This is a genomic window from Burkholderia sp. LS-044, from assembly GCF_004803625.1.
In the GTDB taxonomy this organism is placed as follows: Bacteria; Pseudomonadota; Gammaproteobacteria; order Burkholderiales; family Burkholderiaceae; genus Burkholderia; species Burkholderia cepacia.
In genome coordinates this window covers 315,645-340,456 of record NZ_SSWO01000006.1, presented here as the reverse complement: position 1 = coordinate 340,456, position 24,812 = coordinate 315,645, and the positions used below count along the sequence as shown (strand labels likewise).

General features: G+C 61.5%; 26 protein-coding genes. 3 read left to right on the top strand and 23 right to left on the bottom strand.

The genetic code is table 11. The annotated features are described in order from the left end of the window. Positions 1–29 precede the first annotated feature (29 nt). Positions 30–437, top strand: a complete 408-nt coding sequence (locus E9536_RS18480; RefSeq protein ID WP_021161420.1) for a DUF2000 domain-containing protein — start codon at positions 30–32, stop codon at positions 435–437. 25 nt (positions 438–462) lie between these two features. Here the strand turns inward: E9536_RS18480 and E9536_RS18475 are convergent, their stop codons facing one another. Continuing rightward, the gene (locus E9536_RS18475) at positions 463–813 is read right to left on the bottom strand and encodes a VOC family protein (RefSeq protein WP_136470352.1); all 351 of its coding nucleotides are present in this window, start codon (positions 811–813) and stop codon (positions 463–465) included. A gap of 66 nt (positions 814–879) precedes the next feature. Beyond that, positions 880–1,803: a DMT family transporter gene (locus E9536_RS18470; protein WP_136470351.1), complete on the bottom strand. Its 924-nt coding sequence runs from the start codon at positions 1,801–1,803 to the stop codon at positions 880–882. 199 nt (positions 1,804–2,002) lie between these two features. On the opposite strand from E9536_RS18470, the gene E9536_RS18465 reads away from it, so the two are divergent. After that, positions 2,003–2,857: a LysR substrate-binding domain-containing protein gene (locus E9536_RS18465; protein ID WP_060086186.1), complete on the top strand. Its 855-nt coding sequence runs from the start codon at positions 2,003–2,005 to the stop codon at positions 2,855–2,857. An 82-nt stretch (positions 2,858–2,939) separates the two neighbouring features. Here E9536_RS18465 and E9536_RS18460 read toward each other — a convergent pair whose 3' ends face one another. The 5 genes from E9536_RS18460 to E9536_RS18440 all read right to left on the bottom strand — a co-directional run bounded on the left by E9536_RS18460 (position 2,940) and on the right by E9536_RS18440 (position 7,923). Next, positions 2,940–3,641, bottom strand: coding sequence for an ABC transporter ATP-binding protein (locus tag E9536_RS18460; RefSeq protein WP_011694813.1), 702 nt, complete (start codon positions 3,639–3,641; stop codon positions 2,940–2,942). Continuing rightward, entirely contained in the window at positions 3,641–4,414 is a 774-nt protein-coding gene (gene livG, locus E9536_RS18455; RefSeq protein WP_027789672.1) for a high-affinity branched-chain amino acid ABC transporter ATP-binding protein LivG, read from the bottom strand. The genes E9536_RS18460 and livG overlap by 1 nt, the downstream gene beginning before the upstream one ends. Next, the gene (locus tag E9536_RS18450; protein WP_027789673.1) at positions 4,411–5,682 is read right to left on the bottom strand and encodes a high-affinity branched-chain amino acid ABC transporter permease LivM; all 1,272 of its coding nucleotides are present in this window, start codon (positions 5,680–5,682) and stop codon (positions 4,411–4,413) included. The genes livG and E9536_RS18450 overlap by 4 nt, the downstream gene beginning before the upstream one ends. Positions 5,683–5,693: 11 nt before the next feature. Beyond that, a complete protein-coding gene (gene livH / locus E9536_RS18445; RefSeq protein ID WP_119336947.1) occupies positions 5,694–6,620 on the bottom strand; it encodes a high-affinity branched-chain amino acid ABC transporter permease LivH in 927 nt (308 codons plus the stop codon). Between the two features lie 184 nt (positions 6,621–6,804). After that, on the bottom strand, positions 6,805–7,923 hold the full coding sequence (locus E9536_RS18440) for a branched-chain amino acid ABC transporter substrate-binding protein (protein WP_027789675.1): 1,119 nt from the start codon (positions 7,921–7,923) through the stop codon (positions 6,805–6,807). Positions 7,924–8,734: 811 nt separating this feature from the next. Here E9536_RS18440 and E9536_RS18435 point away from each other — a divergent pair. Continuing rightward, entirely contained in the window at positions 8,735–9,358 is a 624-nt protein-coding gene (locus tag E9536_RS18435) for a hypothetical protein (RefSeq protein WP_136470350.1), read from the top strand. Between the two features lie 653 nt (positions 9,359–10,011). Here the strand turns inward: E9536_RS18435 and E9536_RS42120 are convergent. From E9536_RS42120 to E9536_RS18365, 16 genes are all read right to left on the bottom strand, one after another. Then, complete coding sequence (locus tag E9536_RS42120; protein ID WP_230961138.1) at positions 10,012–10,314, bottom strand: RHS repeat-associated core domain-containing protein; 303 nt, start codon at positions 10,312–10,314, stop codon at positions 10,012–10,014. 94 nt (positions 10,315–10,408) lie between these two features. Next, a complete protein-coding gene (locus E9536_RS42115; protein ID WP_247873464.1) occupies positions 10,409–10,642 on the bottom strand; it encodes an RHS domain-containing protein in 234 nt (77 codons plus the stop codon). 6 nt (positions 10,643–10,648) lie between these two features. Beyond that, positions 10,649–10,795: an RHS repeat domain-containing protein gene (locus tag E9536_RS42110; protein WP_136470349.1), complete on the bottom strand. Its 147-nt coding sequence runs from the start codon at positions 10,793–10,795 to the stop codon at positions 10,649–10,651. A gap of 251 nt (positions 10,796–11,046) precedes the next feature. Then, positions 11,047–11,490, bottom strand: coding sequence for a hypothetical protein (locus E9536_RS18420; RefSeq protein WP_136470348.1), 444 nt, complete (start codon positions 11,488–11,490; stop codon positions 11,047–11,049). Positions 11,491–11,706: 216 nt separating this feature from the next. Beyond that, the gene (locus E9536_RS18415) at positions 11,707–12,012 is read right to left on the bottom strand and encodes a hypothetical protein (RefSeq protein WP_136470347.1); all 306 of its coding nucleotides are present in this window, start codon (positions 12,010–12,012) and stop codon (positions 11,707–11,709) included. A gap of 6 nt (positions 12,013–12,018) precedes the next feature. Next, complete coding sequence (locus E9536_RS42105; RefSeq protein ID WP_247873463.1) at positions 12,019–12,504, bottom strand: RHS repeat-associated core domain-containing protein; 486 nt, start codon at positions 12,502–12,504, stop codon at positions 12,019–12,021. Between the two features lie 28 nt (positions 12,505–12,532). Beyond that, entirely contained in the window at positions 12,533–13,177 is a 645-nt protein-coding gene (locus E9536_RS18410) for an RHS domain-containing protein (RefSeq protein ID WP_247873462.1), read from the bottom strand. Between the two features lie 143 nt (positions 13,178–13,320). Continuing rightward, the gene (locus E9536_RS18405) at positions 13,321–13,773 is read right to left on the bottom strand and encodes a hypothetical protein (RefSeq protein WP_211097468.1); all 453 of its coding nucleotides are present in this window, start codon (positions 13,771–13,773) and stop codon (positions 13,321–13,323) included. 416 nt (positions 13,774–14,189) lie between these two features. After that, on the bottom strand, positions 14,190–14,825 hold the full coding sequence (locus tag E9536_RS18400; protein ID WP_124671650.1) for a hypothetical protein: 636 nt from the start codon (positions 14,823–14,825) through the stop codon (positions 14,190–14,192). A gap of 7 nt (positions 14,826–14,832) precedes the next feature. Further along, on the bottom strand, positions 14,833–19,146 hold the full coding sequence (locus E9536_RS18395) for an RHS repeat-associated core domain-containing protein (RefSeq protein WP_136470346.1): 4,314 nt from the start codon (positions 19,144–19,146) through the stop codon (positions 14,833–14,835). Next, a complete protein-coding gene (locus tag E9536_RS18390) occupies positions 19,143–19,601 on the bottom strand; it encodes a DUF1795 domain-containing protein (protein WP_059497124.1) in 459 nt (152 codons plus the stop codon). The genes E9536_RS18395 and E9536_RS18390 overlap by 4 nt, the downstream gene beginning before the upstream one ends. Positions 19,602–19,618: 17 nt before the next feature. Next, the gene (gene tssI, locus E9536_RS18385; protein ID WP_136470345.1) at positions 19,619–21,757 is read right to left on the bottom strand and encodes a type VI secretion system tip protein TssI/VgrG; all 2,139 of its coding nucleotides are present in this window, start codon (positions 21,755–21,757) and stop codon (positions 19,619–19,621) included. After that, a complete protein-coding gene (locus E9536_RS18380) occupies positions 21,754–22,023 on the bottom strand; it encodes a hypothetical protein (RefSeq protein ID WP_124535164.1) in 270 nt (89 codons plus the stop codon). The genes tssI and E9536_RS18380 overlap by 4 nt, the downstream gene beginning before the upstream one ends. A gap of 133 nt (positions 22,024–22,156) precedes the next feature. Next, entirely contained in the window at positions 22,157–22,666 is a 510-nt protein-coding gene (locus tag E9536_RS18375) for an OmpA family protein (protein ID WP_048024871.1), read from the bottom strand. An 85-nt stretch (positions 22,667–22,751) separates the two neighbouring features. Continuing rightward, the gene (locus tag E9536_RS18370) at positions 22,752–23,984 is read right to left on the bottom strand and encodes a diguanylate cyclase (RefSeq protein WP_226186953.1); all 1,233 of its coding nucleotides are present in this window, start codon (positions 23,982–23,984) and stop codon (positions 22,752–22,754) included. 32 nt (positions 23,985–24,016) lie between these two features. Continuing rightward, positions 24,017–24,730 (bottom strand): YfiR family protein, encoded by a 714-nt coding sequence (locus E9536_RS18365; RefSeq protein WP_059698373.1) that lies wholly within the window; start codon positions 24,728–24,730, stop codon positions 24,017–24,019. Positions 24,731–24,812: the final 82 nt, after the last annotated feature.

Here is a 24,812-nt window from a genome sequence, read left to right as displayed (position 1 = left end):
GATCATGTGCGCTTCAACGAGGAGCAATCATGTTCGATACCAAGGTGGCGCTGATCGTGCGCGACGATCTCGCGGCGTGGCAGAAACTCAATGTCGTCGCGTTTCTCGCGACGGGCGTCGCGGCTGAAGCGCCCGAAGCGCTCGGCGAGCCTTACGAGGATGCGGCGGGACGCCGCTACGGCCGCATGCTGGGCCAGCCGATGCTGGTGTTCGCGGCCGATTTGAACGGCCTGCAGGCCGCGCACCGGCAGGCGCTGTCGCGCGAACTCACGATCGTGCCCTATGTCCACGCGATGTTTTCGACCGGGCACGACGCGGCCAACCGCGAAGTCTTTCGTGCCGGCGATGCGGAGCATCCCGACCTCGTCGGGCTGGCGTTGCGCGGGCCGAAAAAGGCGGTCGACAAGGCCGTGAAGGGGTTGGCGTTGCACACGTGAACCCCAGCCGCCCCCGCATCCCGTATCAACGATGCGCGAGCACGTTGACGAGCTTGCCGAACGGATCGCGCACGTAAAACCGCCGCACGCCCCAAGGCTCGTCAGCCGGGCCGTATTCGACGGGAATCCCGGCGGCATGCACGCGTGCGAGCGCTTCGTCGACGTTGTCGACCTCGATCGACAGATCGGGCGTCGGCGTACCCGCCCCGCCCTGCGATGCGAAGCTGATCTGCACGTCCATCTGCTCGGCATTGCCATAGGTCGCGATCCAGCCGTGGTCCATCAGCAAGTCGAGGCCGAAGATCCGCTGGTAGAAGCGCTTTGCGTCGTCGATTGATCGTGAGTCAATATTGGCGACGATCCGTTTGACCTTCATCGGATTCCTTCACAGGTCGTGACAGTACCGCGACGCTACACCGGAATCGCGTGCAGAACCAGCGCATCAGCGCCCGGCCGCTTCCATCCCGGCACGCCGGGCCCGGGTGGCCCGCTCGCCTGGCTTGCCGGCCAGCCACACACCGATCGCGACGACGACGATGCCGAGATAAGTCGACACCGCGATGCTGTCGCCGAACATCCACGCGGCCCAGGTCAGCGTCACCGGCGGTTCGAGATAAACGAGGGTCGCCACGCGCGTCGCGGGCATGCGCTTGAGCAGCGCCCACAGCGACAGGTAGGCCACGAAGGTCGAGAAAACCGTCAGCCACACGACGGACACCCACACATCCGGCTGGGTCGGCACGTGCAGATCGCCCGTGACAATCCCGCTCGCCGCGAACAGCACCAGGCTCACGCAGCCTTGCACGAACAGCGGCAGGCACAACCCGTCCCCGTTGCTGCGCGCGACCGTCAGCGCGCGGCGCCGCTGGTAGATCGTCGCGATCGACAGCCCCGACGCGGACACCAGCGGCAGCAGGTACATGACGAGCCCGACCGATCCGGCCGGCAGCGCATATTGCCCGCCGATCACGATGCCCACGCCGACGAACCCGACGACGAGGCCGGCCCACTGGCGCGCCCCGTTGTGCTCGCTGCCCTCCAGCGCCGTCATCGCGGCCGTGATGAGCGGCTGCAACGCGGCGACGATCGCGGCGATGCCGGGCGGCAGGCCGTGCTGGATCGCGACGTATACGCAGGCCAGATAGAGAAACTGCGACAGGAAGCCGATCACCGCGTGGTAGCGGAGCTTCTCCCACGTCAGGCGCCCGAGCTGCCGGTTGAGAACGATCGCCAGGCACAGCGTGACGAGCAGGAACCGCCAGAACAGCAGGTTGAACGCGCCGGCCGTCTCCGCGCCGAGCTTGGCGCCGATGAAGCCGGAACTCCACGACAACACGAAAACGAGCTGAAGCAGGAATAGCTGCATGGGGCGACGGCTCTCGGAAGGTTGCCGGGGACAGGCGCGGGTTCTTGATCGACGTGAATCATTCCCCGGATACGCGCAACGCCCGACCGGCTGCCTGCCGTTGTCTGCCGGTTGGCCTGTCGGTTGACCCGAGAATAGGCAGGCCCAATAATTCCGTCAATCGACATTACCTGAATCACTGATTCGGAATTTCAAAATCATGCCCCGTACCCTGGACGTCGACCTGCTGCGTACCTTCCACGCCGTCGCGAAGCTGGGCCGCTTCAAGGATGCGGCCGCCCAGGTGAATCGCAGCCCGTCGTCGGTCACCGCGCAGATCCAGAAGCTCGAGGAAATGGTCGCGCAGCGCCTGTTCACGCGAAACAACCAGGCGGTCGAACTCACGCAGTTCGGCCACAAGCTGCTGAGCGACACCACGGAGTTTCTGCTGAGCCACGACCGGCTCGTCGAATCGCTGTCGCCGCAGATGCTGACCGGCAAGTTGCGGCTCGGCATTCCCGATTCGTACGCCGCGCACTTCATGGCGGAATTCCTGCCCCGCTTCGCGGCCGATCGGCCGTTGCTCGAACTGACGGTCGAAGCGCGTTCCAGCGACGAGCTGCTCTCGCTGTTCTCCCGCGGCCAGCTTGACATCACGATCGCCGTCGTACCGAAAGCGCCGCCGCACGGCGAGCTGCTCGGCAAGACACATCCGGTGTGGGTGGCCGCGCGGACCTTCAAGTTCAATCCCGACGCGCCGCTGCCGATCGCCGTGCAATTGCAGGGCTGCCCGTACCGCGACACCGCGCTGAGCGCGCTGAAGAAGGCGAAGATCGCGCACCGGTTGCTGCTCGAGAGCGCCAGTTCGCCGGCGGTCGAAGCCTGTATCGCCAACGGCCTTGCGGTCGGCCTCATCGAACACGAGCGCGTGTCCGGCAACCTGACGAGCCACGTCGCCGGGATCGTGCTGCCCGACCTGCCGCCGCACCTGATCACCGTCCTGACCGACGACCGCAATCGCGCCGCGCTGCATCTGCGCGACGTACTGAAAAGCACGTTCAGGATCGGACCGTGAAGACAAGGCCGGAACCGGCCTTGCATGAGAAAGCGAAGACAAAAACGCCGCCGGCCCGTTGCAGGCCGGCGGCTTTCCGGCATCAACCGCCGAGATACGCCTGCTTGATCCGGTCGTTCGCGAGCAGGTTCGCACCCGTATCCGCGAGCACCACGCGCCCCGTTTCGAGCACGTAGCCGCGATCGGCCACGCCGAGCGCCTTGTTCGCGTTCTGCTCGACGAGGAACACCGTGACGCCTTCGTCGCGGATCGTCCTGATGATGTCGAAGATCTGCGCGATCACGAGCGGCGCGAGGCCGAGCGTCGGCTCGTCGAGCAGCAGCAGGCGCGGCTTGCTCATCAGCGCACGACCGATCGCCAGCATCTGCTGCTCGCCGCCCGACATCGTGCCGGCCCGCTGCGTCGCGCGCTCCTTCAGGCGCGGAAACAGCTTGAACACGTGCTCGATGCCGTCGTCGATCTCGTGACGGCTCGCGAAGAAGCCGCCCATCTTCAGGTTCTCGAGCACCGTCAGGCTCGGGAACACGCGCCGCCCTTCCGGCGAGATCGCCATCCCCTGCCGCATGATCTGGTGCGTTGACATCGCGGTGATGTCGTTGCCCTCGAACAGCACGCGGCCCGACGATGCGCGCGGCGTGCCGCACACGGTCATCATCAGCGTCGTCTTGCCGGCGCCGTTGCTGCCGATCAGCGTGACGATCTCGCCCTTGTTCACCTCGATCGACACGCCCGCGAGCGCCTCGACCGCGCCGTAGTGCGTATGGACCTGTTCCAGCTTCAGCATCACTCTTCCCCCAGATACGCCTTGATCACGCGCGGGTCGTTGCGGACCGCTTCCGGCGTGCCGATCACGATCGGCCGGCCGTGCTCCATCACGAGGATGCGGTCGGACACACCCATCACGAGGCTCATGTCGTGTTCGATCAGCAGCACCGACACGCCGAACTCGCGGCGCAGCTTGTCGATCAGGTGCTGCAGTTCGACCTTCTCCTGCGGGTTGAGGCCGGCCGCCGGCTCGTCGAGCATCAGCAGGCGCGGCTCGGTGATCATGCAGCGCGCAATCTCCAGGCGCCGCTGGTGCCCGTACGACAGCGTGCCGGCCGGCCGGTTGGCAACCGACGTCAGCCCCATCCGGTCGAGCCACACCGCCGCGCGCTCGAGCGCTTCCTTCTCGGCACGGCGATACGCGGGCGTCGAGAACAGGCCCGGCAGCAACCCCGCCTTCACCTTGCGGTGCTGCGCGACGAGCAGGTTCTCGACGACGGTCAGCGACTTGAACAGGCGGATGTTCTGGAACGTCCGCACGAGGCCCTTCAACGCGATCTTGTGGCTCGGCAGCCCCGCGATTGCATGGCCGTCGAGCACGACATCGCCGCCGGTCGGCTTGTAGAAGCCGCCGACGCAGTTGAACACCGTGGTCTTGCCCGCGCCGTTCGGCCCGATGATCGCGAACACTTCATCGCGGCGCACGTCGAAATCGATCCCGTCCACCGCGAGCAACCCGCCGAAGCGCATCTGCAGCCCGGCGACCTTCAACAGTTCTGCATGTGCGCTCATTGCGGCAGCTCCACGTGGGGACGGCTCGCGGGCAGCAGGCCCTGCGGACGCCACATCATCATCAACACCATCACCAGACCGAAGATCAGCATCCGGTACTCGGCGAAGCCGCGCGCGACTTCCGGCAGCACGGTCAGCAGGATCGCCGCGAGAATCACGCCGAGCTGCGAACCCATCCCGCCGAGCACGACGATCGCGAGGATCAGCGCCGATTCGATGAAGGTGAACGATTCAGGATTCACGAGGCCCTGGCGCGCCGCGAAGAACGCGCCGCCGATGCCCGCGAACGCCGCGCCGAGCGTGAACGCCGACAGCTTGATGCGCGTCGGGTTCAGGCCCAGCGAACGGCACGCGATCTCGTCGTCGCGCAGCGCTTCCCACGCACGGCCCATCGGCATGCGGATCAGGCGGCTCGTGACGAACAGCGTGAAGCCGACCAGCACGAGCGCGAGCAGGTACAGGAAGATCACCACGTGGTCGCCGCTGTATTCCAGCCCGATCAGTTCGTGGAACGTCTTCGCGCCTTCGACGCTCGCGCTGCGCGCCATCTCGTAGCCGAACACGGTCGGCTTCGGGATGCCCGAGATGCCGTCCGGGCCGCCCGTGAGGCTCGTCAGGTTGTTCGCGAGCAGGCGGATGATTTCGCCGAAGCCGAGCGTGACGATCGCGAGATAGTCGCCGCGCAGCCGCAGCACCGGGAAGCCGAGCAGGAAGCCGAACGTCGCGGCCGCGATCGCGGCGAGCGGCAGGCACTCCCAGAACGACAGCCCGAAGTACTGGTTCAGCATCGCGTACGTGTAGCCGCCGACCGCGTAGAACCCGACGTAGCCGAGATCCAGCAGCCCCGCGAAACCGACCACGATGTTCAGCCCGAGGCCCAGGATCACGTAGATCAGCGCGAGCGTCGCGACGTCCACCGCGCCGCGCGAGCCGAAGAACGGCCACACGAGCCCGACCGCGAGCAGCACCCATACGACCGCGCGCTGCTGCCGCGCGCCCATCGCGGGCATCGCCGGCAGCTTCACCGCCGATTTCGCGCGCACGAGCCACGGCTTGAACAACTGGAACAGGAACACGGCCGCGACCGCGATCCACACCGGCCGCCAGTGCGGCGTGAGCACCACCTGATAGCCGTCGAGCTTCAGTTGCAGCCCGAGCACCGGAATCGTGAGGATCGCCGTCAGGAACGCGGCGGCCACGGCATTTTTCAGCGCCTGGCCGATCGAAGCGTCGGCGGCCGGGCGGCGAACGGAAATGACTGTACTCATCTGCGTCTCCCTCAAACCTTTTCGATGTCCGACTTGCCGAGCAGGCCGGTCGGGCGGAAGAGCAGGATCAGCACGAGCAGGCCGAACGCAACGACGTCCTTGTACTCGGCCGGCATGTAGCCTGCGGCGAAGGTTTCAGCGAGGCCCAGCAGCACGCCGCCGAGCATCGCGCCCGGGATGCTGCCGATCCCGCCGAGCACCGCGGCCGTGAACGCCTTGATACCCGCGACGAAGCCGATATACGGGTTCAGCTTGCCGATCGTCAGCCCGATCAGCACGCCGCCGACGGCCGCCAGCATCGCGCCGAGCACGAACGTGAACGAGATCACGCGGTTCGTGTCGATGCCGAGCAGGTTCGCCATCTTCATGTCCTCGGCGCACGCGCGGCAGGCACGGCCCATCCGCGAATGCGAGATGAACAGCGTGAGCGCGATCATCAGCACGACCGTCACGCAGACGATCAGCAGGCGCGCATACGGAACCGTCACGTCGAAGTCGCCGCCGAGATGAATGTCGAACGCGCCGGAGATCAGCACCGGCACCGACACGTCGCGCGCGCCCTGGCCGATCTGCACGTAGTTCTGCAGGAAGATCGACATGCCGATCGCGGAGATCAGCGGCACGAGGCGCGGGCCGCCGCGCAGCGGCCGATACGCGACGCGCTCGACCGCGAAACCGTACAGCCCGGTGACGATCACCGACACGATCAGTGCGGCGCCGAGCACGAGCGGCAGCGGATAACCGGCGGAGATGCCGATGGCCGTGAGGGTGACGAGGCCCACGTACGCGCCGATCATGTAGATCTCGCCGTGGGCGAAGTTGATCATGCCGATGATGCCGTAGACCATCGAATAGCCGATGGCGATCAACGCATAGATCGCACCCAGCGTCAGGCCGTTGACCAGTTGCTGGGCGAATTGCGGAAAGAAGTCAGTCATGTGCGGGAAGCTCCCGTTGGCGCTGTGTCGCGTACCGCGCCGGATCACGGCATTCGGCCGCGCGCAACGCACGGTGTCGTCTCGGGCCGCCTGCCGGCCGCGCACTGGGGACACGCGCGGCGCGAATGCACACCCGCCCCGTCCGGGTTTCGGACAGGGCGGATGCGTGGGCGGGTACTCCGTATTACTTGGCGGCGGTCTTCGTCGCGTCCTTGTGCCACGTGTACACGACGAACTTGAACGCCTTCAGGTCGCCCTGCGCGTCATACGCGACCTTGCCGATCGGCGTGTCGAACGTCGTCTTGTGCATGTACGCGGCGACCTTGGTCGGGTCGGTCGTCTTCGCGCCGGCGATCGCGTCGGCGATGATCTTCACCGCGGCGTACGACGGCATCTGGAACGGGCCGTTCGGATCGCGCTTCTTGTCCGCGAACGCCTTCACGAGCGCTGCGTTGGCCGGATCGGCCGAGAAGTCGGCCGGCAGCGTGACGAGCATGCCTTCCGAGGCCGGGCCGGCGATTGCCGTCACGTCCTTGTTGCCCACGCCTTCAGGCCCCATGAACGTGGCCTTCACGCCCTGCTCGCGCGCCTGGCGCAGCAGCAGGCCCATTTCCGGGTGGTAGCCGCCGAAGTAGACGAAATCGACGCCTTGCGACTTCAGCTTCGTGATGATCGCCGAGTAGTCCGAATCGCCGGCGTTGATGCCTTCGAACAGCACGACCGGGATCTTCGCGGCTTCGAGGTCCTTCTTCACCGACGACGCGATGCCCTGGCCGTACGACTGCTTGTCGTGCAGCACCGCGACCTTCTTCGGCTTCACGTTGTTGATGATGAAGTGCGCGGCGGCCGGGCCTTGCTGGTCGTCACGGCCGATCGTGCGGAAGATGAAGTGACGCTTCTTGCCTTCCGTCAGCTGCGGTGCGGTGGCCGACGGCGTGACCATCACGATGCCTTCGTTCTCGTAGATGTCGGAGGCCGGGATCGTCGACCCCGAGCACACGTGGCCGATCACGTATTTGATCTTCTGACTGACGATCTTGTTGGCGACAGCGACGGCCTGCTTCGGTTCGCATGCGTCGTCCATCATCACGACTTCGAACTTGTTGCCGCCCGCACCGCCTGCTGCGTTGACCTGCTCGATCGCGGTCAGCGCGCCGGCCTTCACCATGTCGCCGTATTGGGCGACCGAGCCGCTCATCGGACCAGCGATGGCGATCTTCACGGTTTCCGCTTGCGCGGTGGCCGCGCCGGCGGCGAACAGCACGGCGGCGACGGAAATGGACGTAAGACGGGACAGCGTCATCTGGGAGCTCCTCGATGTTGTTTAGTCATACGGGCAAAGGCGGCATGACTTGCGCAATCGAACAGCACCCGGGGCGAGGACATGGGACACGCCCGAGACACATAGAAGACGGAACTCCAGCGGAATGTTGCGTAGCGGGGCCCGGCTCTTGCAGTCCCCGAAGGGGACGTCTGGTTCGGAAAGACATCGTGATGCGTCTTGCATTGCGCAAGCGTTTCGCCTGCCCCGCTTGCCAAACCGCTTGATCGGAGGGGTGGTCCGACAGCCGTTGGCAAGGCAGTCGAAATTATATGGGCGTTTTTAAATCGTCTGTCAAAAATGCCGGTCTACCGAGGGAAAACACGTAGAGAGGTTGTGACAGTCGGTAGCAATGACGGCGCAACCTTGGGGGCGCCGCGTGGAGGCTGGGAGTGCAATCCGGTTGCTATTGGCGGGGGTTTTTCGGCGCCGTGCCTTGTCGGGATTGGGATTGGGTGATAGGCGATTTTTCGTGGGGTGTGGTGGGGCCGTAAAGGGGCGCATCGTCGTTCTTCAATCGACTGATGATTGATTTTGCGAGCACCATTACAGTGCGTTGGGTGGAAGCGCTCAAGCCTTCTGTTTGCCGACGGTTTTCGTCGATTGGAAAGGTAATTGTCATTAATGTGAAATAATACGAATTCGCCTCTGCAATCCAGCCAGCCTTCCTGCGAGACGCGTCCACCGCGCCTCGCAGTCGCTTCAGGGCCACTTCAACGCCCGCCCGTCGCCCAGCCGCCAGCCAGTGATCTGCCGTTTTTTTTCATTGCACATCACCTGATTGGGATCGCTCATGAATCATCCGTTTCGCTTATCTTCCGCCGCCGTGATCGCGTGCGCGCTTTCTGTTTCCACCGCCAATGCGTCCGGCCGCGATACGCTGACCGATCGGTCGGCCGGTGCCAATGTCTTTCGTTCCGAACGGCGCGCTGCCATTCGCGATGATGGACATACGGCACGCATGAACCGCCGCCGCTCGCAGTACGCCGCGCCCGTGGAACGTAGTCCGTTCGATACGCCGGATACGCGGCCGTTGCGTGTAACGGGCAATGCGCTTGTGGCAGCGCCGCCTTCGTCGGAGCACGAACCCGATTTGGTATTGCCCGCGAATCGGGTCGCGCTCGGGGCGGGTGGCAGCGATAGTTTTGGCCGCGCGGTGCCTGGATACGAGCAGCGTGAGCAGAACTGGAATGAATACCTGCGGGCGAATGGCTCACGGCCGGCGGGGAGTGGCGGATCGTATGCGGCGCAGCGGCCGTACGACGCGCCGCGCGGGCCGCATGGTGCGCCGAATCCGTTCGATCCGTCCGTGCCGCAGCCGGAGACGCGGACGTTCTATGACAATGGAGCGGGGACGCATTGCACAGCTACCGGCGGGGCGGGGACGTCGCGGTCGTCTTGCAATATTGCCTGGTGATGGGCTCGGGCGGCCGGCTGAGGCTGCCCGAGCTGCCATTGATCTTGCTGATTCGGCGGCCGCGCGCGTCGAGTTCAAAAACAAACTCTTTGGAGGGCTCGTGTCCGCTCAGCTTGCCGACAACCCCTCCGTTGCAATCACATCGGGTTACAACAGAGTCCCATCATTTTTTTAATGATTTCGAATCAAGCAAGTATTTTTTCCATTCCTCCAGATAAGCCCTGAAATTGTTGATTCCGTCTATCCACATGAATTGATCTGTGTACTCATTGAATATCTCCCGACAGGAAATCACCGAGAATCTCGCCCCTATTGGGCACCTCCGCATGGAGAAAGCCACGCTCATCAACATATACCTTCATTTTCACTTGATTAGCATATAGGATAAGCAGAATTAATATCGCCACCCCTATTTACCCCTCTCAATACGCACACCACTTGAGGAAATACCTTCCCATTTTCCGCTGGATGAAACCAAACCGTTATAAAATGCACCCCTGATTTTCGACATTACTTGTTGGCGATTCCACGACTTCGGGAAGAACGACGACTCCGGCCCTTTAGCAACCCGTGCACCACTGCTCGGATCAAATATCTCAACCCAGCCCCTATAAATTCCTTGAGCATTCGCTGGTGACGTCATTCCTGTCACCCTAGCATTTCCAACATGACCAATACTGCCTTCGTGGTGGAATTCCCCGATTTTTTATTTCTCCGTGAAAGACATGTTCTGCATTAATTTTCGGGCTAGTCCGACATAATCCCCAAGGATCGATCCATGAATTTGGATTAGGCGCGTACTGATACAGGTTCAGCCCGCCAACCAACCCGATCGGATCAGGGGAAATAAACCGCCCAGTATCCGGATCGTAATACCGAAACAGGTTGTAATGCAGCCCTGTCTCCCGATCCAGATACTCCCTCCTGAAAACGCAGGTTCTGTGGTCTTGGCACATGGGCAGACGTCGGCGTTGCTTCCTGCACCGCGCCCCACGCCGGTATGGAGCGCTGCGGAGCCCGCGCGATCCACTCCTCCTGCACCGCGTTGCCTCAAACCTTGTAGCGCGCCTGCCAAACCAGTTCGCCACCAGCGTCAGTCAGCTCCTCCGGCAACCCCGAAACATCGTTGCGGAAGTAGTAAACCGCATCGCGCACATCCGCATCATTAGCCGCGGCCCTCCCTTGATCGATCCGGGCAAGCGGCACATAACTATTGGACTCGTACAAGTACGTCAGCGCTTCCTCGCCCTGACGATCGTGATACGTCTCCTGCACCGACCGCATGCCGCCTCACAGGAATTCCGTACTCGCATAACTGCCGTTGAGCTTCCGGACCCGCCGACCGAACGCGTCGTACTCGAAATGCGTCGTCGAGATTCCGAGCCGGTCCTTCGTCACGACGGTCTTCAACTGGTTCCAATCGTCGTATTCAAGCATGAGCTCTTTAGCCGGCCCATGCCCACTGAGCTTGCGAACCAGCCACCGGATCTATGCACGACGCACGGGCACTGTGCCCTGCGTCCGTAGCACCTCGCGATGCAGATCATCCCGTTCGATGTCCGCAACTGCCGCGCCATCAAAACGACACCGATAATGCATTTCATTTCGACCAAATCACTACACATAAAGCACGAACCGACTCGGTATTACAGCTTGCTTGACCGATCAAGCCCCTTTCACCTACAGGATTAGATCGAATTCAGTTTATCCAGATAAAAATCCGAGATGGCACCAAATCTTTCACCTTTACCCTTCAGATCTTCAAAAAATTCGATTGCGAATCGCTTCATTTCGGAGACAAATTCAAATCGATCCACAACCACCTTTATGATTTCATGCACGGTTACAGAAAATACCACACTACCGCCGCGTATATCGAATTTTATCTCGATAGGTTGATCTGGAAAATAAGTCTTAAACTCTTTCCCTCGCGAAACGCACACCAAACCTTCAGTCAGATATGCCCACAGTTGGTCAACACAATCCCACATTGACTTATCAAGAAGAACGACTCCACCCACCGAGAGCTCAATGGCCCCCTCAATGTAATTAGGATCTTGAATTTCCCCATCAAACGCATGGAAATCAACAAATTTATTCTTGATCTTAAGATAAGTTTTCGAGGATATCATACGACTTACTCTGACCAACCATACCATTATTCAACCCAAGCATATAGCCGAAACCATCACAGCCATCCGCCGAGGAACCTCAATCTCTCAAAATCCTTTACTTTCGAGCGCGGTTATTTTCCAGTTTTAAAAAAATAACAAAATCTTCTCCCAGATGCCGTTACGTTCGAATCAGTCAACGAAACGCACAAGTCTTCGAATATACCCGCGTATCGCTTACAGCGGATCAATCTTCGTGCTGACTTTCATATCCTTCTTTGAACCAATAAGATATCCAGCCAGTCCCAAATTTTTTATTTCTTCTAGATTTGCAGCACGCCACTCCCAGCCCTCATCCCAGGCAAACCATTTAGCCCGACCGACTCTTTCCGCAACACATGCATCAGCAATATCCACAGTACAAATGTCGAATTCCGATGAATAACCTATAACGCGGTCATCGCCAATCTTAAGAAGATGAAGTTCATCACCGCGACCAAACCCGGCATCATAAGCCACAACAACATAATATTTAATTTCCACAAACCCTCACTTCGGAAACGACGTAATGACTTGATTTGCACCGGGGTTTGTCACCATCCTCACGGCATTCAGTATTGGATTTCCTGCAGCATTTCCCGGAATACTCCCTTGCAGACCTGCCTCAGGATACGGAACATCATAAATCCAGTTTCCATTTGGCCCAACCGTTGGAGCCATTCCATCTTTAACAGCTATATCCCATGCTTTGTTTTTCGTAACAATTGGATCATCTACAAAAACACCATGCGGCACCGTTCTACCCGGAACATGATCTATCGCAGTTTCCCCCGTTCTAGGATTGACTCTGGACCAATCCAAAGAATCCTTCGCCTTTTCCGGTATTGATCCACACGACAGTCCCCAAGGATCGATCCAGCTTATTGGGCTTGGCGCATATTGATAGAGGTTCGTTCCCCCCATCAACCCGATCGGATCCGGATTGATGAATCGCCCGACGTCTGGATCGTAGAACCGGAAAGTGTTGTAGTGCAACCCGGTCTCGCGGTCCAGATACTGCCCCCTAGAAACGCAGGTTCTGTGGTCGCGGTACGTGTGTTGGCGTCGGCGCGACCACCGACACTTCGCCCCAGGCGGCTGTCGGCCGCTGCGGCGCCTGCGCAACCCACTCCTCCTGCACCGCGTTGCCCCAAACCTTGTAGCGTGCCTGCCAAACCAGCTCGCCACCAGCGTCAGTCAACTCCTCCGGCAACCCCGAAACATCGTTGTGGAAATAGTAGACCGCATCCCTCGCATCGGCATCGTTAGCCACCGGCTTGCCCTGATCGATCCGCGCAAGCGGCACATAGCTATTAGCCTCATACAAATACGTCAGCGCTTCCTCACCCTGGCGGTCGTGATACGTCTCCTGCACCAATCGCATGCCATCCCACAGGAAATCCGTACTCGCATAACTGCCATTGAGCTTCCGAATCCGCCTACCAAACGCGTCGTATTCGAAATGCGTCGTCGCGATCCCCAGCCGGTTCTTCGTCACGACGGTCTTCAACTGGTTCCAATCGTCGTATTCAAGAACCAGTTCCTTGGCAGGCCCGTGACCACTCACCTTGCGAACCAGCCGCCCATAAACGTCATACTCGAAGCGCTTGTCCTCGAACATCTTGAGCCGGTTGTGCTCGACGTACCCGCCCGGATGATCGTTCGACAATTGAATATCTTAGATCGAACGCCCAGAATACACCCTGTCGGTTAGCATTTTTCCGACCCACACACAATGGCACGAATCTCAATACAGCCTAAAATCGAAAATCACCCTCATCAAAAATTCATACAACTTAAAATAACCATAAATTAAATATCAAAAAACCATTCAATGAATTCATTGAACCCACCCCACCGGGGATTGAGATTCCCACTCAAAAATTGCTTTAGACTATCGCCCAAACCAAGATCAAAAACCTCGCCAGTCTCTGTATTATAAAAATACCCCCTCTCTCCAGAAAACGAGTCCAATGGAATATATGGCTCCGGTATTTTAAGAGCCTCACGAGTCATCCTCAACCTGCCAGCGCAATCAGAATTATTTAAAAACCAACAGATTTGATATATCTCACCATTTTTCGACACAAATGTCGGACCATCCTCGACGTGCAGGTAAAATTGAGAAAAGTCCGATGCTATATCGATGCCAATTCTCGAAAGAGCATCTCGATATGTCGGTTCAACGTTATCAAACCACCAATTCTTACTTTTGAAAAATGAAATAGCCTTATTTGTTAACATATCAAACTCCACATCGTCCAACAGATTTTCTTCGCTCCACCTCGGCGGCAGCACGTTGTTGCCAATATGCCTCCCGGTCCAGATTAAATGTATCTCTATTTACAGGATTGACTGGATGCGCATTCGGCAAATATGGATGCAGCGCATTAGTCCCATAGTATCGCTGATGAGTAACGCTGATCGCGCTTCTGGATCACATCGCCCGCTGCATCGTATTGCCACTGCTTCGCGAGCAGATCGTCAGCCGCATGGCCACGCTGCGCAGCGTGCCGCGCGCGACGGCCTACCGCGTCATATCCGAAATGACTGGTCAGCTTGCCCTGCGTTCGCAGCGAGATGTTCCTGGGAAATGCGAGATCACTCGATGCCACCAGCACAAGCGGTGGGCGGCGCACCAAACAGATCTCGCGACAGCGGAATAGGTTATATTTATAAACTTAAGATTCAGGATAAACTGGTAATTTTACTCTGTCTCGGATCTCAAAAATCTCCACCTCCGCCCCCTCTCCGACTACCTCAAGTACGCGATCCGGGAAAGGGCCTTCTGGCCAGTGAACAGTAATATTTTTGATACCTCCAGTGGCAGCCCGAGAATAAATCGTCTCCGTATATTCCAGATCATCTTTTTCAATCTGAAATGCCACAGAATTTTTATCGTCAACGATGGCAAATTTGACAATGCGCGTTATTTCAGAATCCGGATCCTCGCGAAACGTATCATCATATACGTATCGCATCACGAAACCGTCGAAATATTCATAAAATTCATCGGAACGAATCCAATCTCGATTATCAGCAGGTCCAATCAGCTTGCCATATTTAACTACGTGTATGACTCGCCCTTCATCATCATACGAATAGCAATATCGCCGAGGGCCGGGTTCCGACTCACCTTTCAACATCCGGCCGGGCTTGATTCCCAGCATTTCCATGCGATATGGCTCGAGGGACCATGGCACACCAACACCCGTCCCCCACTTCTGTGATTTAGTCTTCTCTTTAGCTTTTTGGAGAAATCTTGGGTACGCGCCGTCACACTCGGCAAGCAATTTAACGAGACTATCCTTTTGCATTACTCACCTATCGCTTCGTGGGGAAAGTTTTTCCGCCTTTTAGGTCACTTCTGAGATCATCCAGTCCGGCGATGAACTCAGGTTTGGTTTTCGCATTGATCAGGTTGTCGAAAACATACTGCTTATACGCATCACTGTGAACACCCTCTCCTGAGTGAGCAGTAGACAAGTCTCCAGTAAGACGTGAGTTGGCATCTTTGGGTAGCCACGCACCATTCTTTGCTCCGTTCAGCGGAATACCTAAATCCTCCATCTGCTGTCTTAGAGCAATCATCCTCGGATCTTTCGAGTTAGACATAACAATGTGGTGGGCTCGATAGTCAACACTGGGTCTATTGCGAAGGTTTTCCGCCAGTTCCTTCGCATCGCTAGAGCAAGACCAGCCCCATGGATCGATCCAGGAAACCGGATTCGGTGCGTACTGGTACAAGTTGTTTCCACCGGCGAGACCAATGGGGTCTGGATTGACGAATCTCCCAATGTCAGGATCGTAATACCGGAAAGTGTTGTAATGCAGGCCCGTCTCTCGATCCAAGTACTGCCCTTGAAAACGCAGGTTTTGCGGCCGTGGAGCGTGAGTCGGTGCCAATACCGCAGCCTGCACCTCCCTCCATGCAGGATCCGGCCGGTGCGACACCCTCGCAACCCACTCCTCCTGCACCGCGTTGCCCCATACCTTGTAGCGTGCCTGCCAGACCAGATCTCCACCTGCGTCGGTTAACTCCTCCGGCAACCCCGAAACATCGTTGTGGAAATAGTAAACCGCATCCCGTACATCGGCATCGTTAGCCGCCGGCTTGCCCTGATCGATCCGTGCGAGCGGTACATAACTATTAGCCTCATACAAGTACGTCAGCGCTTCCTCACCCTGGCGGTCGTGATACGTCTCCTGCACCAACCGCATGCCATCCCACAGGAAATCCGTACTCGCGTAACTGCCATTGAGCTTCCGAATCCGCCGACCGAACGCGTCGTATTCAAAATGCGTCGTCGCGATCCCCAGCCGGTCCTTCGTTACGACGGTCTTGAGCTGGTTCCAATCGTCGTATTCAAGCGCCAGCTCTTTAGCAGGCCCATGCCCACTCACCTTGCGAACCAGCCGACCATAAACGTCATATTCGAAGCGCTTGTCCTCGAACATCTTGAGCCGGTTGTGCTCGACGTACCCACCCGGATGATCGCTCGACACCAGGTTAGCCGCCGCATCCCAGCGAAACACTTCCGACGGCAATCCCGGCCCCGCCGCCTGTTCAATGCGACCAGTCGGGTCATACCGATAGTTCGTCGTGCCATAACGCTGATCGCGCTTCTGGATCACGTCGCCCGCGGCATCGTATTGCCACTGCTTGGCGAGCAGATCATCAGCCGCATGGCCCCGCTGCGCAGCGTGCCGCGCGCGACGGCCTACCGCGTCGTATCCGAAATGACTGGTCAGCTTGCCCTGCGTTCGCAGCACCTCGCGATGCAGATCATCGCGTTCCATGTCGGCGACCGCAGCACCGTCAACGCGAATCTGGTGCACATGTCCCGACCCGTAATGCAGCCAGTCGATCGTGCGCTCACCGGAGATCGTGGTGCTGACGCGATTGCCGAGTTCATCATAGGTATGCGCGAGCCAGCCAGTCGGTGTGTATTCCTCGACGACCTCACCGCGAGCGCCGTATTTCAAGCTGACCCGATTCTTCAGCGACGGGCCGCGAGCAGCCAGCGTGTACAACTCGGCGGATGTGATTCGGCTCGCCTTGTCGTACAGATATTCACACCGCTCATGCGCGGCTTGCTTCGCCGTCAGTCGACCGATCGCGTCGCGCTCATATCGCGTCTCGATCTGTCCATCCCGGACACTCGTGCCTTGGCCGCACACGTCATATTCGTACGTACGCTTGTGACCATCCAGTCCGATCTGCGCAGAAACCAGATCGCGACGGTCATACTGGAACCGATACGTCTCGCGATTCTCGTTGGTCAAACTCGCCAACCGGAACGCATCGTCGTACCCGAATCGCACGACACGATCAGCCGCATCCGTGCGTGCTATCAGCAATCCGCGCGGATTAAGTTCATAGCGCGTGCTGCGCTGGTTCGCATCGACAACTTCAACGAGCCGCCCGGCCGCATCGTATCGAAACATCTGGCGCGCACCGTCGGCCGTCCCGATCCCCGTGACCCTCCCCATCGCATCCGTTTCATAGACGGTGGACTGGCCCATCGCGTCGGTCACGCGCGCAAGCGTACCCCGCGCATCGTATGCAAACCGCGTGACCTTGCCGGAGCAATCCGTGTACGAGGTCAACTGCGCGCGGCCGTTCCATTCGAGGAACTTGTAACCACCCCGCGCATCGCGGATCGTGTGTACCAACCCGCGTTCATCCCGGTGATACTCGGTCGCGAAGCCCGCCGGATCGCGCATCATCGTCAGGTTGCCGCGATCGTCGTAGCGGTAGATCCAGCGCGAGTTGGCCGGATCGGTTTCCGCGACGGGCAGGTCGTAGTGCCCATTCCACTCGGTGCGCTCAACCTGACCGAGTGCATCGATGCGCTGCGTCTGCCGCCCGCGCTCGTCATATTCGAAGCGGGTCGTGTTCCCTGCCGGATCAGTCGTACTGACCAACTGCCGCTTCGCGTTCCACTCCAACCGCCACACATGGCCTTCGGCATCCGTATGACTCGTCGGCTGCTGATCCTCGTTCCACGTCCACTGCGTCACGCGGCCGATCTGATCGGTGATCGTCACCGTACGCTGCGCGAGATCCGCGTTGAACGTATACGCTTCGCCGTCGTTGGTCCAGTGGCGCACGACACGTGCATCGCGCCCAACACCCTCCCACGCATAGAAACACTGCAAGCCGCCGCCCAACGTGTGCTGAACCATCAGTCCACGCTCGTACGCGAAACGTCGCGCGATATAGCCGCTGCGGTCGGTAACGGCAACCAGCTCGCCAGCATCGTTGTACGCGTAACGCACCAGCGTGTCGGGTTGCTCACCGTCCACGCCACGCGTCAGCTCGATCGCGGCGATGCGTCGAGGGTGCGACTTGTCGTAGGCGAACGCCACGACGCGACCAGCGCTGTCATGCAGTCGTGCCGGCCGCACGACCTCATCGGCCGCTTCCTGCTCCACCTCGATCCAGTTACCGTTGCGATCCTCGAGACGCCACAGCTTGAGCGTTTCGTTACCCGCATCGCTCCGGGCACGACCGAAATCGCGATACACACCATCGACCGTCTCGACCACATAGTGGCCACCCTCGGTGCAGATCAGGTAAATGCCTTCAGGCACGCTGAAGTGACTCTCACCCGGCGACACGGCCGGGAACACGATATCGCGCCCCTGCTCGTCCCAGTAAGTGATCGACTGAACCTCGCCGTGTTCACGCGCGAGCCGCAGTTCGACGCTGATCGGCACGCTCCATCCCGCCCCGAACAGGCTGTCGGCACGATCATCGAGGCTGCTATAGAAACGCTGCCACACGATCGGCAACGGCCCGGGCAGTACGAAGTCTGTATCGTCCGTGCCGTCGAGAACCTTGCTGCCGGTAATGACGTTGACCGGATGCCCTGCCGACGGCCTCGCCAGGCTACCCAGCCAGGTACCGAACGCACCCGCCGCAAAATTCACCGCAAGACACGGCACCTTGCTCTTCAGGAACTGCCCCCAGCTCATCTTCCCGCGCCCGCAAACCGCGAGCGCAATACCCAGCGCCGCCCCCAGCCATCCGAGCCGGGTTGCCGACTTCACGTCCCTCACCCGCTGCGTGCCGCCGCCGATGAAAACGTTGTCCGAACCTTCGGCAATCGTTCCGTCGCAAGTGGTCTTGTCGCCGACCCGCGCGGCCGGTTGATCGTTGATGTAAACACTCCCCGACCCATCGGCAATCATCTGCGGCCCAGGATGATCGGTACACGCAACGGTATCGAGATCGCCCGGCTTCGCCGCCCGCGCCGCCTTCTTGTTGTTGACGTAAACGTTCCCCGATCCGCTCGCGATCTTGCCCTTGATCTCGGGCGGCACCATCGAATTGGCCAGCGCCTTCGCGCCGTCGTCGATGGCCTCGTTCATCCCGCTCGCTTCCATCAGCGCGCCCGAGCCAACGGCCACGCCGACGCCGATCGCGATGACGAGCGGCGTCGCCAGCCCGGCCGTGCCGATCTCGAGCGCGGCGAGGCCGGCGAATATCAGCCCCTCCATCGCCTCCGCCACCAATGCCCCGACGATGGCGCCGCCGACCACCGACCCGACCGTACCGACCAGTTCACCCAGAAACGACGTGTGCTGGATCGGATCTTCGAAGCGAGCGGCCGCGAAGTTTTCCGCGCTCACGACGCGTCACCCGGCCCGAGCAGGGTCGGTCGCGCCGCGCGCGGCTGGAAACTGGCCAGCATGCGGTCGGCGATCGCCTGCTGCTCATCGGTCAGCGGTGCCGCGCTGGTCAACGTCATCACCAGCACGCGGCCGGCGTCGTCCGACGGAAACATGGTCTGCACCTGATGCCAGAGCCGGCCGTCCCGCTCGTGCGTGGAATCGATCTGGACGCCCGCACGACCCGCCACCGTCACGGGCCGGCGTGCTTTCTCGGTCAGCATCCTGGCATCGCGCGACGCCACTTCCCATTCGCGCGCGACGAACGCGTCGAGATTCTCCCCGTCACGCAAGCGCCCGCGAGCGATCACGAGATTGAGGCCGCCGGGGCCGGCGTTCATCATCAGGATGTTGACCGTACGATCAAGCGCCGCGTCCGGCAGTTCGAAGGTGCCTTCATGAATTGCGTAGTGCATGGCTGGTTTCGTTCGTTTTATTTGTTGAGATCAATGCGCTTGCCGTTGACCATCACGCCGTCGTCGGTCATCAGGATCACGGAGCCCTTGTGTTCGAGGCGAATGCCTTCCGGCGCAAGCGAGATCGAGCTGTCCATCACCTTCAGCAGGATGCCTCGCTCGGCCATGTAAACCTGCGTGCCGCCGCCCCCGTCCTTGGCCGGCGTCGTCACCTCGACGGTGGTCGCGGTCGTGCTGCGCTTCTCGGCGATCGTCTCGGTCAGGTTGCCCTGCGGAATCTGCTTCTCTTCGCTGCCGGTGGCCACCAGCACGGTACGCATCGGCCCCAGCACCTTGTGCGTCTCGTTGTTCTCGACGACGGTGTTCATGTCCTTCTGCGCGTGCATGAAGAATTCCTGCATGCCGTTCGTGTCGGTCATGCGGATCTCGTTCGACCCCTGCCCCTTGTGCGTCTGGCTCTTGATCCCCATCGTCTGGCCCGCCGCACCGTGATACGGGTTGCCTTGCTCGCCGTTGAACACGCGACCGACGATCACCGGGTTGTCCGGATCGCCCTGGTTGAACGCGACGAGCACTTCCTGCTTGATCCGCGGGATCGCTGCCGCACCCCAGCCGTCGCCGGCCCACGGTTGCGACACGCGCACCCACATCGAATCGGATCCGTCCTTCTTGCCGCGCCGGTCCCACGGAAAATGCACCTTCACCGCGCTGCCGTTCGTGTAGATTTCCTCGCCCTTCGGCCCGACGACGATCGCCGACTGCGTGCCGTGAATCACCGGCTTCGGCGTGCTGCGCGGCGCGCGATACGGCACCTTCTTCGGCAGCAGCGCGAAGCTGTTGCGGTACGGCAGCTTCGCGCTGTGCTGCGTGTAGTCGTTCACCGCCTCGTGACGCACGTGCAGGATCACGTATTCCTGGTTGTTCTCGAGCACCGGGTGATTCGCCACGGTGACGGCGCCCGCCGTGGTCATGCGCCACGCGTAGCCGCCGCCGGTATAGCGGTGGGCCTGTGCCTCCTCGGCCTCCATCGCAAAACGGGCGTAGCGGTTGCCGTCGTCGCCGTGGTCATACAGCGACTGGTGCTCGAACCGCTCGGTCGCGTCGAGCCGCGCATGCTTGAGGTTCTGCGGCCCGGCCTCCACCAGCATCAGCGGCGACGACGGGTTCTGGTGGTTGAAGTCGCGGAACGTGACCTTGCCGACGCCGAAGCGCCGGCCTTCGTGCAACTGATCGATCCCGCTGTCCTCACTCGCCTCGGTCGCCGCGAACGGCACCGTGGCGAGCCCGTCGATCGGGCGGAACAGCAGGTTCGAATCGCCGATCACCAGGAAGTGCTTGTCCTTCTCGTAGCGGTGCGTCCAGACGAGCCCCTCCTGCTCCATCAGCCGCGCGCAGAAATTGTAGTAGCTCTCCTGGTACATCACGACATACTCGAGCGGCTTCTGGCTCGTCCGGATATCGAACACGAAGTCGGAAAACCCGTGCTCCTGGAAGATCTCGGTGAGGATGTCCTGCGTGGTCTTGTTCTGGAAGATCCGGCAGTCGGTCGAGCGCGTCAGGAACCAGAACCACGGCACCGCCGTCAGGTGATACTGCGTGACGTTCCCGGGGTTGCCCGCGCGGTCGAACGACGCCACGTAGCCGTCGAAGTAGCGGTCGTTGTCGCCGGTACCCGATGCGACGACGCGCTCGAGCGTCGACAGGCGCGCCTGCTGGTCGAACCGGATCTTGACCTGCTGGCCGATCAGGTCTTCCGGGCGCAGGTCGTGGCGGTGGGACAGCAGGTCGAGGTGGATCTCGGGCAACCGGTTCACGTGCTCGTCGACGACGGCGGCGCTGACCAGCAGCACATCCGGGCCGAGCGGCGTATCGAGCGTCACGTAGCGGTTGAGCTGGGTCAGGCGCGCGGGGTTGGCGGCGCCGTTGATCGCCTCGGCGATCGCGCCGGGCGTCTTGTCCATCAGCGAGAAGCCGGTCTGCGCGAGCTGCATCGCGCGCTGGACGGTGTCGACGTGCCCGGCCAGCCCCGCGAGCGGCCCGAGGCTGCCGGCGACACTCGACGCAACCGGGCCGGCCAGGCCGCCGAGCGCGCTCAACGAGCCCAGCCCGCCGCCGCCCAAACCATTGGGAATACCCCCGTTCGGAGCGAAACTCATTCTTGTTCCTTGCGTATGATCTCAGGTTCCGTAGGCCGGCTGGCCGGCCCGAAGCCCCGATAATGTAGGACAAATTCCGACAGCGCGGAAGCCACTCGCAAACGTTTACGCTCGCGCCCCGAAAATCGGGAAACCAGGCTGGCAGCGGGATTCCGGGGCAGGATCGCCCTCGGCGCACCCATGGCGAGGAAGTATTCAAGGAGCCGGCGGGGGCGATTTCGTCCGGGCAGGTGAAAACCCGGCTCGAATGCGTCGAGCAGCGCCATCCGGTCGTCGAAGACTGCTTCACCCGGTAATGCGCCACGTCAGCATGTCAGGGGCATGACGATCGGCTGTTCGCGGGGAGCGAACGCCCGGCATTCCGCGGCACCCGCCGCGCTGCCCCGCCGAAACGAAACCTCAGCGCGGCGAAACCACGATCGCCGCCCGCCGGTTCTGCGCGCGGCCCGCCGGTGTCCGGTTGTCGCCCACCGGGTCGAGCTTCCCTTTCCCGACGACCGCGATGCGCTTCGGGTCCAGCCCGAGATCGACGAGTTCGATCGCCACCACCTCGGCACGCCGACGCGACAACTCGACGTCGTAGTCGTCCACGCCCTCTTCGTCCGTATAACCGTAGACCCGCACCCCGTTGATCCCGGCCGAATGGAGCGTGCGCCCGATCCGCTCGACGATCCGCCGCACATCGGGCTTGAGGTTGTAGCGATCGAAATCGAACAGGATCGGCCCGGTCGAGCCGAATTCGAAACCCTGCTGGGTTTCCTGGAAACCGGCCGACTTGAGCGCCGTGACCTGCGTCTGCGTCAATCCGCGATGAAGCGGCGGCGTCTTGCAGCCGCCCAGCGCCATGCACAGCAGCAGCGCGCCCCAGACGCACGTACGCCCGATGCCCACAGGAAACGAGTGGTTCATTTCGCATCCCCTTCGAGTGCGCCCGCGCCGGACGCGCTTGTTGTCATCCGCGGCTGCGGCCTCGCCCGCAGCGCGAAGCAATCGATCAAACCGGTCCCGCGACACCTTCGGCCAGCTGCCACGAGCCTGGCCGGGCGCGCTTGGCCCGGTACATCGCTGCATCCGCCGCGCGCAGCAAACCGCTCGCGTCCGATGCGTGGTCGGGATACAGCGCTACGCCGGCACTCATCATGGTGGCCACCATGCGGCCGTCGGACAGCTCGATCGACGGCGCCATGCCGGACAATATCTCGTCGGCGATCCGGCACACGCTGCCCGCTTCGGGCACGCCCGCCAGCATCACCGCAAATTCGTCGCCGCCGAGGCGGGCGACCAGATCGGTCTCGCGCACCTGCGTGCGCAGCCGCGACGCGACGCCGATCAGCACCGCGTCGCCGGCATCGTGACCGAGACAATCGTTGATCTCCTTGAAGCGGTCGCAGTCGAGATACAGGATCGCGACTCGCTGGCCCGTCGCATTCGCGTCGCCGAGCGCGCGCGCCAGGCGCGACTCGAACTGCACGCGATTGGGCAGCCCGGTGAGCGCATCGTGCGTCGCCTTGTGTTCGAGCGACGCGTTTTCGTCGCGCAGCGTGTTCTGCCAGTCTTCGAATTCGTCGAGCAGCGCATTGAAGTCGTCGCCGAGCTCGTTCAGTTCCGCGATCGCCGCCGGCTCGACGCGCCGCGCGAATGCCCGTTCGCGCCGCACCGCGTGCGCGACGCCGGCGAGCGCACGCAGCGGTGCGACGATGTTGCGCAGCAGGCGTTTCGAGCTCACATACGCGCCGAACACGCTGACGGCCAGGCAACCGAGAATGCCGCCGATGCCACCGAGCAGGAAGCCGAAGAACTGGTGCCCGCGGCCGCGCACGACGACCTGCCCGACGACGATGCCGTCATGCACGACCGGCACCGCCACGGGCCCGGGCAGCGCGACGTCGGCCACGATGCGCTCGAGCCGCGCGATCCCGTTGCCGGCCGGCAACTGCCACGTCGCGAACGGCTGGCCGTTGCTGTCGGTGACGACGACCTGCGCGACGTCTTCCTCGCTCGCGATCATCCCGATCGCCTCGTTCGCCGCGACGCGATCGCCGAACACGAGCGCCGCCTCGACCGTATAACCGAGCGAGCGGGCCAGCAGGTTCAGGTTGTTGCCGGCATACGCACGCAACGCGATCACGGCGACGACGATCAACGACACGGCCGCCATCGCGACGGCGACGAACGCGAGGCGCAGGTGCGCGCGGCGCAGCACGCTTTGCAGCGTGGGGCGCGGCATGCGCGAAGGGGGCAGGTGGAGCAAGGGCCGCATCATGGCGCCCCCGGCCGTCGTGCGAGATTCAGCACGTTCGGATGCACGCGCACGCCGCTGCGCGCCACCGCATCGAGATTGATGTCGAACGACACGCGATCGCCGTCGACATTGAGACAGAACATGCCGCCCGCGGTGCAGGACGGATCGTGCTCCGCGATCGTCAGGACCGGATGGCCGGCCAGCGCGCTTCTGACGCGCGTTCTCTCGTCGTTGTTCAAGGTGCCGAGATACACGACGTCGCACGCGATGCCGAGCGACGGATCGTCGAAGCGGACGTGCTGCACGTCGAGCAGCGTCGAGCCGGCCTGCAGCGTATCGGTCAGGCCGCGCGCGTAGTCGGGGCGGCCGGTGACGCACAGGTGCAGACGAACGGGCATGGTCGGCCAGCGCGTGAAGCTGACGATGCCGAGCACGACCTGACGCACGGCGGAGTCGTGTGACAAAACGGCGTGATCGGGTGTCGCCGCGGAATCGGCAGGGCTTGCGGCGGCGGCGATGTGCATGGTGTCGGACGGACCGTCCGCGTCGGCGGGAACGCCCGCGAGCACGGCCGGCGCCGCCCCCAGAACGCAAACGATTGCGAGAAGTGCGTGGCGCAGTGAAGCGGTACGGCCGGGCCGGCCCGTCTTCCGCGCGGCGATCGCCGCCGCGCACGTTGGCGTCGTTGCCGTCGCAAAACCGGCAGCCGCCGCGCACACTTTCGCATCCATGATGGCAACATCCGCTGGCGTCGCTCCGGCGCTGCCTCCCGCCTCCCTCCGTGCGCGAGCAGGCACCGTATCACGCGCACGA

Bases quoted from the DNA above. Each gene is read 5' to 3' on its own strand.
- E9536_RS18480 (WP_021161420.1), top strand. From the start codon at position 30: ATGTTCGATACCAAGGTGGCGCTGATCGTGCGCGACGATCTCGCGGCG.
- E9536_RS18440 (WP_027789675.1), bottom strand. From the start codon at position 7,923: ATGACGCTGTCCCGTCTTACGTCCATTTCCGTCGCCGCCGTGCTGTTC.
- E9536_RS42120 (WP_230961138.1), bottom strand. From the start codon at position 10,314: ATGTGCCAAGACCACAGAACCTGCGTTTTCAGGAGGGAGTATCTGGAT.
- livH (WP_119336947.1), bottom strand. From the start codon at position 6,620: ATGACTGACTTCTTTCCGCAATTCGCCCAGCAACTGGTCAACGGCCTG.
- E9536_RS42110 (WP_136470349.1), bottom strand. From the start codon at position 10,795: ATGCTTGAATACGACGATTGGAACCAGTTGAAGACCGTCGTGACGAAG.
- E9536_RS18435 (WP_136470350.1), top strand. From the start codon at position 8,735: ATGAATCATCCGTTTCGCTTATCTTCCGCCGCCGTGATCGCGTGCGCG.
- E9536_RS18390 (WP_059497124.1), bottom strand. From the start codon at position 19,601: ATGCACTACGCAATTCATGAAGGCACCTTCGAACTGCCGGACGCGGCG.
- tssI (WP_136470345.1), bottom strand. From the start codon at position 21,757: ATGAGTTTCGCTCCGAACGGGGGTATTCCCAATGGTTTGGGCGGCGGC.
- E9536_RS18420 (WP_136470348.1), bottom strand. From the start codon at position 11,490: ATGATATCCTCGAAAACTTATCTTAAGATCAAGAATAAATTTGTTGAT.
- E9536_RS18400 (WP_124671650.1), bottom strand. From the start codon at position 14,825: ATGCAAAAGGATAGTCTCGTTAAATTGCTTGCCGAGTGTGACGGCGCG.
- E9536_RS18475 (WP_136470352.1), bottom strand. From the start codon at position 813: ATGAAGGTCAAACGGATCGTCGCCAATATTGACTCACGATCAATCGAC.
- E9536_RS18370 (WP_226186953.1), bottom strand. From the start codon at position 23,984: ATGCCGCGCCCCACGCTGCAAAGCGTGCTGCGCCGCGCGCACCTGCGC.
- E9536_RS18465 (WP_060086186.1), top strand. From the start codon at position 2,003: ATGCCCCGTACCCTGGACGTCGACCTGCTGCGTACCTTCCACGCCGTC.
- E9536_RS18470 (WP_136470351.1), bottom strand. From the start codon at position 1,803: ATGCAGCTATTCCTGCTTCAGCTCGTTTTCGTGTTGTCGTGGAGTTCC.
- E9536_RS18450 (WP_027789673.1), bottom strand. From the start codon at position 5,682: ATGAGTACAGTCATTTCCGTTCGCCGCCCGGCCGCCGACGCTTCGATC.
- E9536_RS18380 (WP_124535164.1), bottom strand. From the start codon at position 22,023: ATGGCGCTGCTCGACGCATTCGAGCCGGGTTTTCACCTGCCCGGACGA.
- E9536_RS18375 (WP_048024871.1), bottom strand. From the start codon at position 22,666: ATGAACCACTCGTTTCCTGTGGGCATCGGGCGTACGTGCGTCTGGGGC.
- livG (WP_027789672.1), bottom strand. From the start codon at position 4,414: ATGAGCGCACATGCAGAACTGTTGAAGGTCGCCGGGCTGCAGATGCGC.
- E9536_RS18460 (WP_011694813.1), bottom strand. From the start codon at position 3,641: ATGCTGAAGCTGGAACAGGTCCATACGCACTACGGCGCGGTCGAGGCG.
- E9536_RS42115 (WP_247873464.1), bottom strand. From the start codon at position 10,642: ATGCGGTCGGTGCAGGAGACGTATCACGATCGTCAGGGCGAGGAAGCG.
- E9536_RS18365 (WP_059698373.1), bottom strand. From the start codon at position 24,730: ATGGATGCGAAAGTGTGCGCGGCGGCTGCCGGTTTTGCGACGGCAACG.